Origin of the sequence: Nonomuraea sp. PA05 (assembly GCF_008086045.1) — a bacterium.
GTDB lineage: Bacteria > Actinomycetota > Actinomycetes > Streptosporangiales > Streptosporangiaceae > Nonomuraea > Nonomuraea monospora.
Map to the genome: position 1 here is coordinate 140065 of NZ_VSEY01000031.1, position 15095 is coordinate 155159.

Below are 15095 nucleotides of genomic sequence, written 5' to 3' on the forward strand. Positions count from 1 at the left end.
GATGTCTCCCATCAGGGGTTGTCCGCAGGCCGGTAGTCGAACACGCCGCGTCTTCAGGGCCGTTTCAGTACGGCTTCACCCCGCCGCCGCTCAGTTCCGCCGCAGCGTGTACGTCTTCGTCTCGCCGGGAACGAACGGGTTCTGGGAACGCACCTCCAGGCTGTCGCCGTCCGCGCTGAGCGTGAACGTGGCCGCGCCCCACTTGAAGTCGCAGTTCTGGCCGCCGGAGCCGTGCACCCAGCGGGTCTCGCCCTCGTAGACAGGCCCGTTCCCGGACAGGTGCACCTCCGCGCCGCCGTGGGGAAAGGTGCAGCCGCTGTTGGGCTCCACATGGTCGGGTCCGGACCTGGTGGCTTCGTAGGAGCCGCCGCCCACGTCCTGGAAGTCCAGGTATCCGCCCCAGCCGCCGGACAGGTCGGGGGGCGGCTTGGGGGTGACGGTCAGCTCGGTGTCGTCGGAGCGGTCGGCGGCCCGGCCCGTGACGGTCAGGCGGTACGTGTCCGGTCGGGCGGGCGCGTGGCCGCGCAGCGTCACGTGGCCGTTCCCGCCCGCGGTGGCCGTGGCGACGAGGGTGTCGCCGAGCGTCAGGCGGACGGTCTCGCCCGCTTCGAAGCCCGTGGCGGTCACCTCCAGCGCCGCCTCGGCCTGCACCGACGACGGGACGCTGGTGAGCCTGATCAGGGGTGCGGGGCGCTCCCGGACGGTGAGCGTTGCCTCGGCGCGCCGTTCGGGGGTCTTGCCCTGGGCGGCGATCGTGTAGGCGCCGGCCGCCTGGACGGTGGCGTCGGGCAGCACCGCGGCGCCCCTCGCGTCGGCGGTTCGGGTGCCGAGGTCGCCGCTGCTGCCCTGCCCCTTCCAGGAGAACGTGATCTGTTCGCCGGGGTCGAAGCCGGTGGCGCGGGCGTCGGTCGAGCCTCCGCTCTCGATGGCGGGGTTGGAGAGGGTGAGGTGGGGGGTGGGGCGTGGCGTGTCGCGGTTGCGATCCCGTGGTGTGTTCTCCTCCGTGTCGGGCGAGGGCCTGCGGGAGGTGTCCGGCCCGGGGTCCGGCGGGGTGCGGCGGATGGGGCCGGGACCGGTGTCGGGCGAGGGCCGGTCGCCGGACTCGACCGGCGGATCGACAATCCCGAGCGGCGGATCGACGGTCCCGAGCGGCGGGCGGGCGTTGCCGGAGGTCCGCGGTCCTGCCGCGATCGGGGTGATGACCGTCGCGGGCTGCTCCGCCGCGCTGGGCCTGGCCAGGTGCACGCCGATGGCGGTGGCCGCCGTCACCACCACGGTGGTGGTCACCGCGATCGCCAGCGTCGGCACGCTGAAGACGGATCCGCCCTTGCCGAGGAACGCCAGCGCCCCCGCCGCGCCCAGCCCGCCCCCGCCGAGGCCCAGGAGCAGGCCGAGGGCGCGCTCGCGTACCTTCTTCTCGCTCTCGAAGTAGGCCACGTCGTCGGCCGCGCCCGCGTTCGTCGCCGCCGTCAGGCCGAAGGCGAGCGTCCGGCCCCAGGCGCCCCAGCGCAGGGAGCGGCCGAGCAGCGGCGCGGCGGCCCTGGCCAGGGTCCTGGCGGGGTCGTGCGCCTCCTCCTGCACCGCCGCCCGCAGCACGGCGACGATGACGGCGGCGCTCGCCGCCACCTCGGCGCGCGTGGCGGACCTGACCCAGGCGGTGCGCCGGGTGGCGTAACCGGCCGCGTCCCGCCTGCCGCGCCGGATCGGCGCTTCGCCCGCCAGCAGGTGGCCGGGGCCCGCGGGCTCGGCCAGGCGCAGCCGCCGCAGTTCGGTGAGCGCGGCGTCGGCGTCGTCCGGGGACGGGAGGGCGGCCAGCGCGGCGAGCACCGGCGCGGAGACCGGCACGCCGGGCAGCGCGGCCAGCGCGCGGGCCGCCGCGGACCTGTCGCCGTCCAGGGACGCGACCAGGGCGCGGGCGGCGGTGCCCGGGTCGGCCGCGACGGGCAGGACGCCGTTGGTGCGCATGAGGGCGGCGGCCTGGAGGAGCGTCCTCGGATGCCCGTTCGCGGCCCGGCACAGCTCCCGGATGGCGGCCCTCTCCTCCCCGCTCAGGACTCCGGCCCGGTCCGCGACCACCTCGGTGGTGGTCAGGGTGACGGCGTCGGCCTCCGTCAGCCCGCCCAGCGGCAGGACGTGCCCCTCCGCACCCAGCAGCCGCTGCGTCGAGCCGAGCAGCAGCCCGGCCCCGGGAGTGGCGTCGAGCAGCCGCTCCAGCGACTCCGCCGTCCCCTCGTACCCGTCGATCACGACGAGCGCCCGCACCTTCCCCATGAGCTGCCGCAACCGCTTGGGCGGCGGCAGATATCCGGGGCTGTCGTAGCACGCCTCGAACAGTTCCTGGACGATGTCCTCGGTCTCCAGCCCGGCCCCCGACAGGTACACGACGTCCTCACCGGCGTCCGCCGCCTCGCGGGCGACCCTGCTCAGCACGGCCGACTTCCCGATCCCCGGCGGCCCGTGGACCAGCACGGGCGCGCTGCGCTCGGCGAGCCAGCCGCGAACGCGCGCCAGGTCGCGATCGCGCCCGATCAGGCTCCCCGCGCTCTCCGGCAGGAAGCGCGGGTCGGGACGCTCCCGCTTGCGCACCGGCACAGGGCCGCCCTCGCGTTCGGTGACGATCGTCCGTCCGTCGGTGTAATGGACGATGTTGTTGTCACCGACGAGTACGGTTCCGTTATTGTCACCGTTGATGTCTATCTGGACGGCCTCTGACACGTTTCCTCCCATTCCCCTCGGTGGATGCGGGCGACGTTGTGATCGCCGATGATCAGGTTGCCGTTGTTGTGTCCGTCGATGCGCACGTTCGTCCCGCCCGTGGCGGCGGCCCGCAGCTCACGAAGCAGGCCCTCGATCTCGCCCGCGCATTCCGGCTGCCTCGTCAGCAGCTCGGCGATCCGCCCCTGCCAGTGGCCCGCCAGCACGTACGCGGGGATCTCGCTGCCACGCAACGCCTGGCCGGATCGTTCCAAAGCGGCCTCCTCCACCGGCACACGCTCCGCGTCGCCGCCGCTCATGATCCGGGCGATCCGGGCCCGCGCGCTCGCCCAGCCGTCCGAGACCATGGCCTGTACGAGGGCGTGTCCCGTCGCCCCGGCAAGGGTCAGTAATTCCAAATCCATCGCCGTCTCCCTTTTCAAGCGACTAATAAACGACATTTCCGAAAAAGGGGGACGGGGGCGTTCTGTCCGTGCCCCTATAAGCCGGGCGGAAGCCCCGTCCCACTCCTTCATGCCGAAAATTCAACACGCGTCCGGCGCCATGTGCGGCGCCCAAGAGGCACGCCGTACAGATCCGTACAGCCTGGTCGATCCACCGATCGGTGGATCGAGCCCAGCCGTCCGGACGGCAGCCGATTTCCGTCCACCGGCCGATACCGGAGACGGCCCTGCTCGAAGCAGGGTTGAGGGGTAACGCATCCGGCTCGGAAGGGACCCCGCATGCCACCCGTGATCGAGGTACGCAACCTCCGCAAACGCTACGACGACAAGATCGCGGTCGACGACGTCTCGCTCACCGTCCAGGAGGGCGAGATCTTCGGCATCCTCGGCCCGAACGGCGCGGGCAAGACGACGACCGTGGAGTGCGTCGAGGGCCTGCGCACCCCGGACCGCGGCGAGATCAGGGTGCTCGGGCTCGACCCCCTGCGCGACCGCGCCGAGCTGACCCGGCGGCTCGGCGTGCAGTTGCAGGCCGGCCACCTCCCCGATCGGCTCCAGGTCGGCGAGGCCCTGCGGCTCTACAGCTCCTTCTACCCCGAGCCCGCCGACTGGCGCGCGCTGCTGGACGGCCTCGGCCTGGCGGACAAGGCGAGAACCAGGTACGCCAAGTTGTCCGGCGGCCAGAAGCAGCGGCTGTCGATCGCGCTGGCGCTCGTCGGCAACCCGAAGGTGGCCATCCTGGACGAGCTGACCACCGGTCTCGACCCGCAGGCGCGGCGCGACACCTGGGACCTGATCGAGGGCGTGCGCTCGCGCGGCGTGACGATCGTGCTGGTCACCCACTTCATGGAGGAGGCCGAGCGGCTGTGCGACCGGCTGGCGCTGATCGACGCCGGCCGCGTCGTCATGGTGGACACCCCGGCCGGCCTCACCGCGCGGGCGCGCATCGAGCAGCGCATCCAGTTCCGCCCGTCCAGGCCCGTCGATGACGCGCTGCTGGCGAGCCTGCCGGACGTCTCCGGCGTGACCCGCCGCGGCGAGCTGGTCGTCGTCACCGGCAACGACAACGCGCTGAACGCCGTCACCGCCGTCCTGGCCCGCGACCAGATCGTGGCCGAACGGCTGCGCGTCGAGCAGGCGAGCCTCGAGGACGCGTTCGTCCAGCTCACCGGCGCCCACTCACAGAACGGAACCCGTACCCCATGACCACGCTGAACACCGCCCGGCACGGCTCCGCGACCTGGCGGCTCATCATGACCGAGTGCACGCTGAGCGTCCGCGACAAGGTCGGCCCCCTGTGGGGCATCGGCTTCCCGCTGATCCTGCTGATCATCCTGGGCAGCGTCCCCGATCTGCGGGAGCCCGTGGACGGCGGCGGCCTGACGTACTTCGACCTCTACGTCCCCGTGCTGATCCTGTTCAACCTGGCGATCCTGGCCACGGCCGCGCTGCCGGTCACGCTCGCGGGTTACCGGGAGAGCGGCGTGCTGCGGCGCATGCGGACCACGCCGGTCGGCCCTGCCCGCGTGCTCGCCGCCCAGCTCGTGGCCAACTTCGCCGTCGCGGTCGTCGCGATGGTGCTGTTCCTGGCGGTGGCGCGGCTCGGCTTCGGCGTCGGACTGCCGCAGCACCTTGCCGGGTTCGTCCTCGCCTGGCTGCTCGCGGCGGCGGCGCTGCTCGCGATCGGCCTGCTGATCACCGCGCTCGCGCCCGGACGCGGCCCGGCCACGGCGATCGGCACGGTGCTGTTCTTCCCGATGATGTTCTTCGCCGGGCTCTGGATCCCGATCTCGCAGATGCCGCCGCTGCTGCGGGACATCGCCCACTACACGCCGCTCGGCGCGGGCATGGGGGCCTTCCAGGACGCCTACCAGGGCGTCTTCCCCTCCGCCTGGCCGCTGCTGACGCTGGCGGCCTACGCGGTGGTGTGCTCGTGCGTCGCGGTCCGCTGGTTCCGCTGGGCATAGAATCTCGCGAAAGGAGAGGGAAGCCTTGAGCAGGAAGACCGCGCAACAGCCGCCGTTCCTTCTGGTCGACGTGGTGCCGTACGCGCTGCTGGCGCTGCTCGTCGCCATCCTGCTGGTCGTCGAGGACCGGGTGGACGGCTCCCTGCTCATCGACCTCGGCCTGTGCGGGCTGGCCGCCGCGTGGATGCTCGGCATGTTCACCCTGCGTCCCGGCCGGCGGGACCGGCCGCGGATGATGGGGGTGTTCGTCGCGGGGCTGCTCGCCATCACCGCGGTGCTGGTGGCCCGCCAGCCCGCCTTCGGGCTCTTCACCCCTGCCGCATACATCTACTCCTTCACGGTGCTGCCCTGGCCGTGGCGGCTGCTGGGCGTGACCGGCGCGGCGGTCCTGGCCGGCACGGCGCAGGCTTCCGCCATCCCGGCGACGGACGCGTTCGGCCTGCTGATGCACCTGATCATCATCGGCTTCAACGTCGCCATGATGTGCGGCTGCGCCTGGGTGCTGCGGATCGCCGAGCGGGAGGAGGAGCGGCGCGAGCAGACCCTGGAGGAGCTGAGCCGGACGAACCGGCTGCTGGAGGCGACGCTCGCCGAGAACGCCGGCCTGCACGCCCAGTTGCTCGCCCAGGCCAGGGAGGCGGGGGTGCTCGACGAGCGCCAGCGGATGGCCCGCGAGATCCACGACACCCTGGCGCAGGGCCTGACCGGCATCATCGCGCAGCTCCAGGCGGCCGAGCAGTTGCACGAGGTCCCTGCGCAGTGGCGGCGGCCGTTCGACGCCGTCAAGAACGTGGCCAGGCAGACGCTGTCGGAGGCCCGGCGGTCGGTGGACGCGCTGCGGCCCGAGCCGCTGGACGGCGCGCACCTGAGCGACGCGCTCGCCGACGTCGCCGGCCGCTGGTCGAAGCTGCACGGGCTGCCCGTCCAGGTCACGACGACCGGCACGGTGCGGCCGATCGCGGCGGACGCGGAGTTCGCGCTGCTGCGCACGGCGCAGGAGGCGCTGGCCAACGTGGCCAAGCACGCCGGCGCCGCCAGGGTCGGGGTGACGCTGTCGTACCTGGAGCAGGAGGTGGCGCTGGACGTGCGCGACGACGGCAAGGGCTTCGACCCGGCCCGGCTCGACGCCACGGCGGAGCCGTCCCCCGGCGGCGGTTTCGGCCTGGCCATCATGCGGCAGCGCGTCGAAGCGCTGTCGGGAACCCTGCGGATCGAGTCCGAGCCCGGCGCCGGCACCGGGATCTCGGCGTGCCTTCCCCTCCCTCTCCTGCCGGCCGGGAGCCACCCATGACCGAGCCCACGATCCGGCTGCTGATCGCGGACGACCATCCCGTGGTCAGGGACGGACTGAGCAGCATGTTCGCCTCCGCGCCCGGGTTCGAGGTGCTGGGCGAGGCCGCGGACGGCGCCACCGCCGTCCGACTGGCCCGGGAGCTGCGGCCCGACGTCATCCTGATGGACCTGCGCATGCCGGGCATGGACGGGCTGACCGCGATCACCGAGCTGGCCAGGCTCGGCCTCACGGCGCGCGTGCTGGTGCTGACCACGTACGACACCGACACCCACGTGCTGCCGGCGATCGAGGCGGGCGCGACCGGCTACCTGCTCAAGGACTCGCCGCGCGAGGAGCTGCTGCGGGGCGCGCGGGCCGCGGCCAACGGCGAGAGCGTGCTGTCCCCCTCGGTGGCGGCCCGGCTGATGAGCCGGGTCAGGAAGCCCGCGCCGCAGCTGCTGAGCCGGCGGGAGCTGGAGGTGCTGGAGCTCGTGGCGGCCGGGAACACCAACCGCGAGGCGGCCGCCCGGCTCTTCATCACCGAGGCCACCGTCAAGTCGCACCTGCTCAACATCTACGCCAAGCTCGGGGTGAACGACCGGGCCGCCGCCGTCACCGAGGGGTTCAACCAGGGGCTGCTCGTTCCCCGGGGCTTGCCCGAGGGGCCGGCCTGAGGTGTGATCAACGCATGAAACTCAAGCGAGGGGTCTCAGCCGCGGTGCTGTGCGCCGGCGTGCTCGCGCTCGGCTCGTCACCGGCTCACGCCATCCCCCCTCCCCCGCCGGGTGGGGATCTCCTCATCGTCCACAGCTACTACAGCGGCGACCAGGTCATCGGGCAGCGCTGGGCAGGGTGCGGCCAGCCGCCCGGCCAGTGGGGAATCCTGGAGGGCCCGGTGAAGGTCTTCTTCACACCCTGCTGACCAGGAGACACAAACCGCCAGCTCTTGATCAATCGCATGGGGCGGCCGATCATCAAGGAAGATCCCCCCACCTATGGAGGAACCCCCATGATCCGCCGCCTCCTGCTGGCCACCGTCCTCGCCCTCGCCGCCGTCACCGTCTCCACGGCCCCCGCTCAGGCCCGCGCCTGCAAGTACAACTACACCTGCGTGACCGTCTTCTACAGCGACTCCACCCGCACCACCGTGGTCGGCGAGAAGTACGAGGACTGCACCGGCGCGGTCGACATGTGGGGCGTCCGCACCGGCTACCTGGAGTTCTACGAGAGCCCCTGCTGAGCCGTCAGCGCCAGCCCAGCGCCGGAGCGACGTGCGTCAGGACCGACGAGAGGAGATGCGCGTTGTAGTCCACGCCGAGCTGGCTGGGCACCGTCAGCAGGAGCGTGTCGGCGGCGGCGATCGCCTCGTCGGCGGCCAGCTCCTTGACGAGCACGTCCGGCTCGGCGGCGTACGTGCGGCCGAAGACGGCCCTGGTGGTGGCGTCGATGAAGCCGACCTGGTCGGAGCTGGTGCGCTCGTGGCCGAAGTAGGCCCGGTCCGTCTCGTTCACGATCGGCATGATCGAGCGGCTCACCGACACCCGCGGCTCGCCCTCGTGGCCGGCCTCCTTCCACGCCTCCCGGTAGGCGGCGATCTGCTCGGCCTGCTGCACGTGGAACGGCTTGCCGTTCTCGTCGTCCTTGAGCGTGGAGCTCATCAGGTGCATGCCCAGCCCGGCGGCCCACTTCGCGGTGGCGTTCGAGCTGGACCCCCACCAGATCCGCTGCCGCAGCCCCGCCGAGTGCGGTTCGAGGCGCAGCAGGCCGGGCGGGTTGGGGAACATCGGCCGCGGGTTCGGCTGTGCGAAGCCCTCGCCGTCGAGCACCTTCAGGAACACCTCGGCGTGCTGCCGCGCCATGTCCGCCTCGCTCTGCCCCTCGGCCGGCTGGTAACCGAAGTAGCGCCAGCCGTCGATCACCTGCTCGGGTGATCCCCGGCTGATGCCGAGCTGCAGCCGCCCGCCCGCGATCAGGTCGGCCGCGCCGGCGTCCTCGGCCATGTAGAGGGGGTTCTCGTAACGCATGTCGATCACGCCCGTGCCGATCTCGATCCGGCTCGTCCGCGCGCCGACGGCCGCCAGCAGCGGGAACGGGCTGGCGAGCTGCTGGGCGAAGTGGTGGACGCGGAAGTAGGCGCCGTCGGCGCCCAGCTCCTCGGCGGCCACCGCCAGGTCGATCGACTGCAGCAGCGTGTCGGACGCGCTGCGCGCCTGCGAGTGCGGCGACGACGACCAATGCCCGAAGCTCAGGAAACCGATCTTTTTCATACGCAGGTCAACCTTCCCCACGTCAAGGACATTCCGGCGGCTCTCAGCCGGTCGCGGAAGGCAGCAGGTAGTCGCGGACGAACGCCGTCACGTCGATCTCCTCATCGCCGTCCGCGCTGGTCACGAAGACGAGGTCCGCGCCGGGGATCACGTGCGCGAACTGCCCGCCGTACCCCCAGGCGAAGTAGGTGAAGCGCCCGGCGACGGTCCGCGTCCACCAGCCCTCGGCGTAGGCGAAGGTGTCATCGACCTGCGTGGTACGGGCCTGCGCCGCCCGCACCGCGCTCCGGGGCACCAGCTCCCGGCCCTCCCACCGGCCGCCGCGCAGGTAGAGCAGGCCGAACTTGGCCAGCTCCCGTGGCGTCAGGTACACGTTGTACCCGCCGGAGTAGACGCCCTGCCGGTCCCGGCCCCAGTGCTCGGCCGTGACGCCCATCGGCCCGAACAGGTGCCGGTGGGCGAACTGGCAGGTGCCCATGCGGGTGGCCCGCTGCAGCACGGCCGAGACGAGGTGCGTGTCGCCGGTGCTGTAGTTGTACGCGGTGCCGGGGGCCGAGACGAGCGGGCGGCCGAGAATCGCCCGGACCCGGTCCGGTTCCCGCTCGATCCGGTACTCGGTCGAGTCCTCCGTCCAGTCCAGGCCCGACCTCATGGTGAGCAGGTGCCGGATGGTGATCTTCTTCTTGGCCGGGTCGCCACCGAAGTACTCCGGCAGGTACCTGGCGACCGGGTCGTCCAGGCTGCCGAGGTGGCCCTGGGCGACGGCGATGTGGGCCAGTGCCTGGAGGACGCTCTTCGACGCCGAGTGGATGTTGCCGCTCCGCCGTGCGCCGCCGCCGTGGAAGTACCGTTCGGCCACGAGCCGGCCGTGCCGCACGACCAGCGCGCTGAGCAGCGACGCGTTGTCCCCGAGCCGGTCCAGGCCCGCGTCCAGCAGGGCCGGGTCCATCCCTGCCGACTCCGGCGGGGATGGCGGCCAGTCCGCGTCGTCGTTCACCGGATCCTGGTACGTCGGGTTGTCCTCGTAGAACGTGCGGCCGTCGCCCGCGATGCGTTCGCAGTCGACGGCCGCCGTCGCGCCGGAGCATCCGGCCGACGCCAGCAGCGCCAGCGCCGGCACCACCCGGATCAGCCGCCGCACAGAGGCTGTCAGGGCTTGAATCCGAACATGTACGTGTTCGGCGTCCCCGGATCGCCGGACGTCACCGGCTTGGCGATGGACCAGGTCCTGATGCCGAGCTGCCCGAACGCCCCCTGCGCGGCAGGCTGGTCGGGGGCGGCGCCGTAGTAGAGGGTGACCCGCCCGACGAGGCCCTCGACCGGGTCGTGGCTCATCGGGACCGCCAGGTCGAACAGGGCGCCCTGGTCGTAGGGCCCGGCGTCGGTGAACTCGCCGTCCTCCCGGATCTTGGTGCGGCCCGCCTGCGGGTCGGCGGAGGCCAGGCCGTCGTCGCTGGAGTACTCGACCTGCGGGTCACCCGCCCGCACCGTCACGTACTCCTGGCGCGGGGTGGGGTCGGCGTTCCAGTTCAGCACCCTGCGCAGCGTGACGTGCGGCAGGTCGGCGGCCTCGCCGGTGGTGCGCACGGTCACCTTGACCTGGTAGAGCTCCTTGACCGGCGAGGGGCCGAACTCCTGCTCCAGCGTGGTCGTCCCGTAGGGGCTCTCCACCGTGACCACGGACTTGGCGGTCGTGTCGGTGGACTCGAAGCTCACCGGTGTCACCCGGTTGGCGACGCCGGGCGCGCCGGAGATCCAGGGGCCGCGCGCCCATCCGGAGTAGGCGGGGACGCCGCCGGGGTGCGAGACGTTCACGCCCCAGCCCTCGCACTTGCACTCCTCGTTCTGGTCGACGTGCGCCAGCCCTTCGCCGCCGGTCGGCAGGTAGCGCAGGCCGATCGCGGTGGTGCCCTCGCCGGACGACGGGGCGCAGCCCTGCTCGTGCAGGGTGCCGTACTTGTTGACGCCGAGCGCGACGGTCCCGTTGGAGATGCCCGCCGCGTCGATGCCGTCGAACGCGGTCTCCCAGTGAACCTTCGCGTTCGGCTGCCTGTAGTCGACGAGGTCGGCGCGGAAGTGGGTGAAGACGAGGGTGAGCGCCTGCACCTGGCTCGCGCACGGGCCCATGGTGAAGCGGTGGTGGGCGTCGGGGATCGGGGTGCTGCCCTCGTCGGGGACGGCCCGGGCGGGGAAGTTCCCCCACAGGATCGGGGTGAGCTGGACGCTGCCCGCCTGCTCCTCGACCTTCGCCTTGATGTCGACGATCCACGTCTTCCAGGCGCCCGCGGAGGTGGGGCCAGGCACCATGATGTCCACGTACGCGCTGCCGCCCTCCTCCAGCACGAGGTCACCGGACGCCTTGCCGTCGCCGCTGAGCTTGCGCACGTCGCGGGCGGGGCGCGGCATGGCGGGGAACGGGTCGGCGGCGGCGGTCCTGGTGTCCCGGCCGAGCAGGTCGCACCAGGCGGGGATGTCGGGGTCGGTCAGGTGGAAGACGGCGCCGGGTGAGGGCCCGCCTCTGGCCTGGCCGCAGAGCTGGTAGGTGGCGATGCCGAAGTCGATCATCTCGTGCACGATGCTGCTGCCGAGCTCGGCGACCACGGCGGAGATCACCAGGCCGGGGTCTGCGTCCTCGGAGGTGTCGATGCGCTCCCAGACCTTGCGGACGGCCACGGCGCCGAAGCGTTCCTCCAGGAACTCGGCGAAGACGAACCCGCCGTACTGCCGTCCCTGGGCCAGGCCGTCCCAGTGGGTGATCGACTCGTGGGGGCGGCCGAGGAAGTCGGTGATGTTCGAGGCGTAGGCGTAGCGCTTGCCGGTGGACGGCAGGTAGGTGTCGTCCTTGACCGCCTGGTGGGTGGCCCACTCGGCGGTCGACTCCATCCAGGCCTGCAGCGGGATGAGGTTGCCCGGGATGTTGGCGATCGACCTGGGCGGCTTGTAGGCGTACTGGATGACGTGGAACACCTCGTGCCTGGCGGTGGACCATTCGTCGGCCTGGTGGCCCATGAAGATCGAGCTGCGGCCGATGAGGTCGGTCGGCGGCGTGAACCCGTCGTGCGCGCCCGCCCCCTCGGGCCCGAACACGACGAGGATCTTGTCGGTGCCGGGCCGCCGGTAGCCGAGCGCGGTGTAGGTGTCGAGGGCCATCTCGAAGGAGACGGCGGCCCGCTGGATGTAGTTGGGAATGCCGTCGTCGGCGATGCCCTCGCGGAAGTCGGTGACGGCGCCGTCGTAGGAGTTGACCGGGCGCGGGCCGTCCAGGTTGTACCAGATCTCGAAGTTGGCGGTGAGGTGGCGGCAGTGGAAGGTGCCGATGGCTCCGGCGCGCAGGTTCTGACCGCACTGGACGGGCGGCACGGCCAGCGCCGCCGCCTCGCCGCGCTGCGTCGCCTCGATCCCTTCGCCCGTCGCGGCCCATCCCCGCGGGACGGGGCGCGCCTGCTCCCTGGGCTTGTCCTCGTCGAAGGCGTGGTTGGCGACCCGGTTGCGGATGCCGTTGCGCACGGAGTGCGGCAGCCGCTCCATGACGCTGTCGATGGCGAGCCCGAGCACCGCCCGCTCCTGCTCGGTGATGTGGTCGTCGCGGTAGCGCTGCGGCGGGTTGCCCTGCCAGCCGAGCTTGGCGTAGCCGTGGTTGACGAACGGCTGCTCGTTCAGCCTGCCGTCGCGGACGTCTTCGAGCAGCGCCCGCAACCCCGGGCTGAACTGCGAATAGTCGTCGCGCGGCTCAATCGTCTCCGCGCTGGAGGCGCCGGTGAGCAGTCCTCCGCATAAGACCGCCACCACGGTCACGATGATTACCCCGAGTCTCCCCATGCCTTCTCCTCATGTCGGTCCCCCGCACCGAAGCATGAGGTTGTCCGGCGGCTCTGTCCCGGCCTGTCATCTGATTGTGATCCCCGGGCCGTCAGACGGGCTGGAACTCGAACTTCCGCCCCACGACGAGCACCGCCGCCGCCAGCAGGCCGGTCGCGGCGGCGAGTACCAGCCAGCCGAGCGACCCTCCGGAGGCGACGACCAGGCCGAGCACCGCCGGGGCGGCGGCCGACGCGAGCCCGTGCAGCGTCCCGAAGGCCGCGCTGTACTGCCCCTGCGACTCCCCCGGCACCACCCTGAACTGCAGGTCCATGGCTCCGGCCGAGAGCAGGATCTCGCCGAGCGAGTAGACGACGACGAACGCGAGCACGAGGACGACCGCGACGGCGAGGGAGGCCCGCGCCATCCAGGCGAAGACCAGGTAGGACGCCCCGATGGTCACCCCGCCCGCGAGGAACGACAGGACGGCGCCGCGCCCGGAGTTCACCCGGCCGTTCGCGTAGATCTGCAGCAGCACGCCCAGCACGGTGTTGACGACCATGGCGATGCCCGCCAGCCAGGTCAGCCGCGGATGGGTCACCGCCAGCCAGAGCGGCACGGCGAAGGGCAGGACGTGGTTGTGCACCGAGATGAACGCGGACACGACCGCGAACGTCATGAACCGGCGGTCGCGGTAGACGTGGAACAGCCCCGCGGGCCGCCGGCCGCCGTTCGCGGGGCTGCCGGGCACGTCGAGGCCACCGGTCAGCAGCGCGCACCACAGGAAGGTGACGAGGTTGACCGCGACGGCGAACAGGTACGCCCACGGCGCGCCCACCGCGAGCACGCCCGCGCCGGCGAGACCGCCCAGGGCGAGACCGGCGGTCAGGAAGGTGCGCAGCGTCGCGCGCGCCATCACGGCGTCGGCGCCGGCGGCGCGGCGGATGAGCGCCACGTTCGACGACATGCAGAGCCCCTGCCCGACACCGGCGAGCAGGCCCGCCAGGACGAAGACGACGACCTCGCCCGCGGCGAGCATCGCCGTCATGCCGGCCAGCGACACGATGAGACCGGCCTGGAACACCTGCCGGGGGCCCTTGGTGTCGGCCAGCCGGCCGCCGGCCAGGTCGGCCGCCATGGCCGCCAGCATCGCCGCGAAGAGCACCGCCGACACCAGACTGAGCGAGTGGCCGAGCACGGAGGTGAAGTACAAGGCGCTGATCGTGGCGTACAGGCCGTTGCCGACGGCGTTCACCCCGGTGATGAGAGCCAGCAGCGTCATGGCGCGGGAGCCGCGTACGGTACGCCAGGCGCGCGCATATGCCGATATCAGGGATTCCTCCGGATATTTCAGGAAATGTCCAGCGAAAGCGCCACGGTTTCCGGGTTGTACTTAGCGAGCAAGTAGTACGGTCGCAGCGCGGCGAGCAGGACGTCGGCGCCGGGAATTCCTCGCATTCTAGCGGCGATCTCCAGCTCGTCCCGGCGGACACCGTAGAGATCGCTCGCCAATTGCGCCAAGCGATCGTCAGGGACACGTTCGGCGGAGAAGCCGGGGAGCCGGGATTCGGCGTTCAGATTGATCGCGGTGGCGAGCGCGTGCACGTCCCTGGCCCGCGCCTGAAGCTGCGGTGAGCGCAGCCGCCTGGCGGCCTCGGCGTCCGGGGTGACGTCGGGCAGCATGCGGAACGCCCTGGTCACCGCCTTCCTGAGCAGAGCGGTGGGCGGTTCCCCTGAGCGTTCCGCCTCGGTCAGCCAGGGGCGCAGGCGCGGCAGGAGCGCGGTGTCGCCGGGCGTCAGGTAGCCCTCGTGGCAGGCATGGTTCAGGACGGGATCGGGGAAATCGATGGGCGCGTCCGGCCCGCACCGGGAAGCGCACTCGTTTCGAATCGCATCTCCGACGATTCGTGCGTGCAGTTCTTCGTAACCACGGCCGAAAAGCTGAAAGACGCGAAGCGTGCGTCCGCCGATCTCGTGGCCCAGTCGCCAGGCGTGCAAATAGATGGTGTTCGGCACGTCGGGGCGTTCCGGGAAAGTTTCCTTGGACATCTCTTCGACGAGCAGGATGGCGTCGTCTTTCTTGGCGTCGATCCACGCGGACTTCAGGGGTCTTTCCGCGAGGCGTCCGAACGTGCGGTCCAGGTAATGGACGGCCCGCATCTCGCGGATCAGCTCTCCGGCTTCTCGGGGTGACATTCTTCCCAGCTCGACCAGGCGTTCCACGGTGTAGCGCAGGGAGACGAGCGGGAACGTCAGGCAGCGATACCCGTGCTCGCGATCGGTGTGGGCCACCGCGACCTCGTCGTCCGACGTCAACCGGCCGGAGGCGAAATCGGCGTAGACGCGGCCGACGCCGCGCATGCCGAACGGCGCCAGTTCGGCGGCCCGGAGCGCGCCCATGCTGGCCGCGCCGAGCACGGCGGCCCCGCACTGGAGCGCGTACAGGATCTCCTTGTGCTGCACCGACCTGACCTGGTGGAACAGGCCGTCCACGATGCCGATGACGTCGCCGGGCCGCGGTTCGAGCGCCAGCAGGTCGCCCGCTTTGACGGGCGGCAGAACCCGGATGCTGTCGCCGGCATGGGCCCGCGCGTCGGGGAGGCTCGGGCCGGCGAAGAGGAACCGGCGCATC

General features: G+C 71.8%; 13 protein-coding genes. 6 read left to right on the forward strand and 7 right to left on the reverse strand.

Annotated elements, in window-relative coordinates; genetic code table 11:
- Nucleotides 1-90: 90 nt before the first annotated feature.
- Both FXF51_RS39890 and FXF51_RS39895 read right to left on the reverse strand, forming a co-directional pair.
- On the reverse strand, nt 91-2715 hold the full coding sequence (locus tag FXF51_RS39890; RefSeq protein ID WP_148439955.1) for a hypothetical protein: 2625 nt from the start codon (nt 2713-2715) through the stop codon (nt 91-93).
- Complete coding sequence (locus FXF51_RS39895) at nt 2694-3119, reverse strand: hypothetical protein (protein WP_148439956.1); 426 nt, start codon at nt 3117-3119, stop codon at nt 2694-2696. The genes FXF51_RS39890 and FXF51_RS39895 overlap by 22 nt, the downstream gene beginning before the upstream one ends.
- Before the next feature lie 318 nt (nt 3120-3437).
- On the opposite strand from FXF51_RS39895, the gene FXF51_RS39900 reads away from it, so the two are divergent.
- From FXF51_RS39900 to FXF51_RS39925, 6 genes are all read left to right on the forward strand, one after another.
- Complete coding sequence (locus FXF51_RS39900) at nt 3438-4364, forward strand: ABC transporter ATP-binding protein (RefSeq protein WP_148439957.1); 927 nt, start codon at nt 3438-3440, stop codon at nt 4362-4364.
- Nucleotides 4361-5125 (forward strand): ABC transporter permease, encoded by a 765-nt coding sequence (locus FXF51_RS39905; RefSeq protein ID WP_148439958.1) that lies wholly within the window; start codon nt 4361-4363, stop codon nt 5123-5125. The genes FXF51_RS39900 and FXF51_RS39905 overlap by 4 nt, the downstream gene beginning before the upstream one ends.
- A 25-nt stretch (nt 5126-5150) precedes the next feature.
- Nucleotides 5151-6416, forward strand: a complete 1266-nt coding sequence (locus tag FXF51_RS39910) for a sensor histidine kinase (protein ID WP_148439959.1) — start codon at nt 5151-5153, stop codon at nt 6414-6416.
- On the forward strand, nt 6413-7072 hold the full coding sequence (locus tag FXF51_RS39915; RefSeq protein ID WP_148439960.1) for a response regulator: 660 nt from the start codon (nt 6413-6415) through the stop codon (nt 7070-7072). The genes FXF51_RS39910 and FXF51_RS39915 overlap by 4 nt, the downstream gene beginning before the upstream one ends.
- A 14-nt stretch (nt 7073-7086) precedes the next feature.
- Entirely contained in the window at nt 7087-7320 is a 234-nt protein-coding gene (locus tag FXF51_RS39920) for a hypothetical protein (protein ID WP_148439961.1), read from the forward strand.
- Between the two features lie 87 nt (nt 7321-7407).
- Nucleotides 7408-7638, forward strand: a complete 231-nt coding sequence (locus tag FXF51_RS39925) for a DUF6289 family protein (protein WP_148439962.1) — start codon at nt 7408-7410, stop codon at nt 7636-7638.
- A 4-nt stretch (nt 7639-7642) separates the two neighbouring features.
- Here FXF51_RS39925 and FXF51_RS39930 read toward each other — a convergent pair whose 3' ends face one another.
- The 5 genes from FXF51_RS39930 to FXF51_RS39950 form a co-directional block, all read right to left on the reverse strand.
- Entirely contained in the window at nt 7643-8665 is a 1023-nt protein-coding gene (locus FXF51_RS39930) for an LLM class flavin-dependent oxidoreductase (RefSeq protein ID WP_148439963.1), read from the reverse strand.
- Nucleotides 8666-8708: 43 nt separating this feature from the next.
- Complete coding sequence (locus tag FXF51_RS39935) at nt 8709-9806, reverse strand: serine hydrolase domain-containing protein (RefSeq protein WP_148439964.1); 1098 nt, start codon at nt 9804-9806, stop codon at nt 8709-8711.
- A gap of 8 nt (nt 9807-9814) precedes the next feature.
- Nucleotides 9815-12484, reverse strand: a complete 2670-nt coding sequence (locus FXF51_RS39940) for a hypothetical protein (RefSeq protein ID WP_148439965.1) — start codon at nt 12482-12484, stop codon at nt 9815-9817.
- A gap of 91 nt (nt 12485-12575) precedes the next feature.
- Complete coding sequence (locus FXF51_RS39945; RefSeq protein WP_148439966.1) at nt 12576-13745, reverse strand: MFS transporter; 1170 nt, start codon at nt 13743-13745, stop codon at nt 12576-12578.
- A 68-nt stretch (nt 13746-13813) separates the two neighbouring features.
- On the reverse strand, nt 13814-15094 hold the full coding sequence (locus tag FXF51_RS39950) for a TfuA-like protein (RefSeq protein ID WP_148439967.1): 1281 nt from the start codon (nt 15092-15094) through the stop codon (nt 13814-13816).
- Nucleotide 15095 lies beyond the last annotated feature (1 nt).

What these genes read in the sequence shown, in the direction of transcription:
- FXF51_RS39895 (WP_148439956.1), bottom strand. Translation starts at nt 3,119, where the DNA reads ATGGATTTGGAATTACTGACCCTTGCCGGGGCGACGGGACACGCCCTC.
- FXF51_RS39920 (WP_148439961.1), top strand. Translation starts at nt 7,087, where the DNA reads ATGAAACTCAAGCGAGGGGTCTCAGCCGCGGTGCTGTGCGCCGGCGTG.
- FXF51_RS39950 (WP_148439967.1), bottom strand. Translation starts at nt 15,094, where the DNA reads ATGCGCCGGTTCCTCTTCGCCGGCCCGAGCCTCCCCGACGCGCGGGCC.
- FXF51_RS39915 (WP_148439960.1), top strand. Translation starts at nt 6,413, where the DNA reads ATGACCGAGCCCACGATCCGGCTGCTGATCGCGGACGACCATCCCGTG.
- FXF51_RS39930 (WP_148439963.1), bottom strand. Translation starts at nt 8,665, where the DNA reads ATGAAAAAGATCGGTTTCCTGAGCTTCGGGCATTGGTCGTCGTCGCCG.
- FXF51_RS39925 (WP_148439962.1), top strand. Translation starts at nt 7,408, where the DNA reads ATGATCCGCCGCCTCCTGCTGGCCACCGTCCTCGCCCTCGCCGCCGTC.
- FXF51_RS39940 (WP_148439965.1), bottom strand. Translation starts at nt 12,484, where the DNA reads ATGGGGAGACTCGGGGTAATCATCGTGACCGTGGTGGCGGTCTTATGC.
- FXF51_RS39900 (WP_148439957.1), top strand. Translation starts at nt 3,438, where the DNA reads ATGCCACCCGTGATCGAGGTACGCAACCTCCGCAAACGCTACGACGAC.
- FXF51_RS39905 (WP_148439958.1), top strand. Translation starts at nt 4,361, where the DNA reads ATGACCACGCTGAACACCGCCCGGCACGGCTCCGCGACCTGGCGGCTC.
- FXF51_RS39945 (WP_148439966.1), bottom strand. Translation starts at nt 13,745, where the DNA reads ATGACGCTGCTGGCTCTCATCACCGGGGTGAACGCCGTCGGCAACGGC.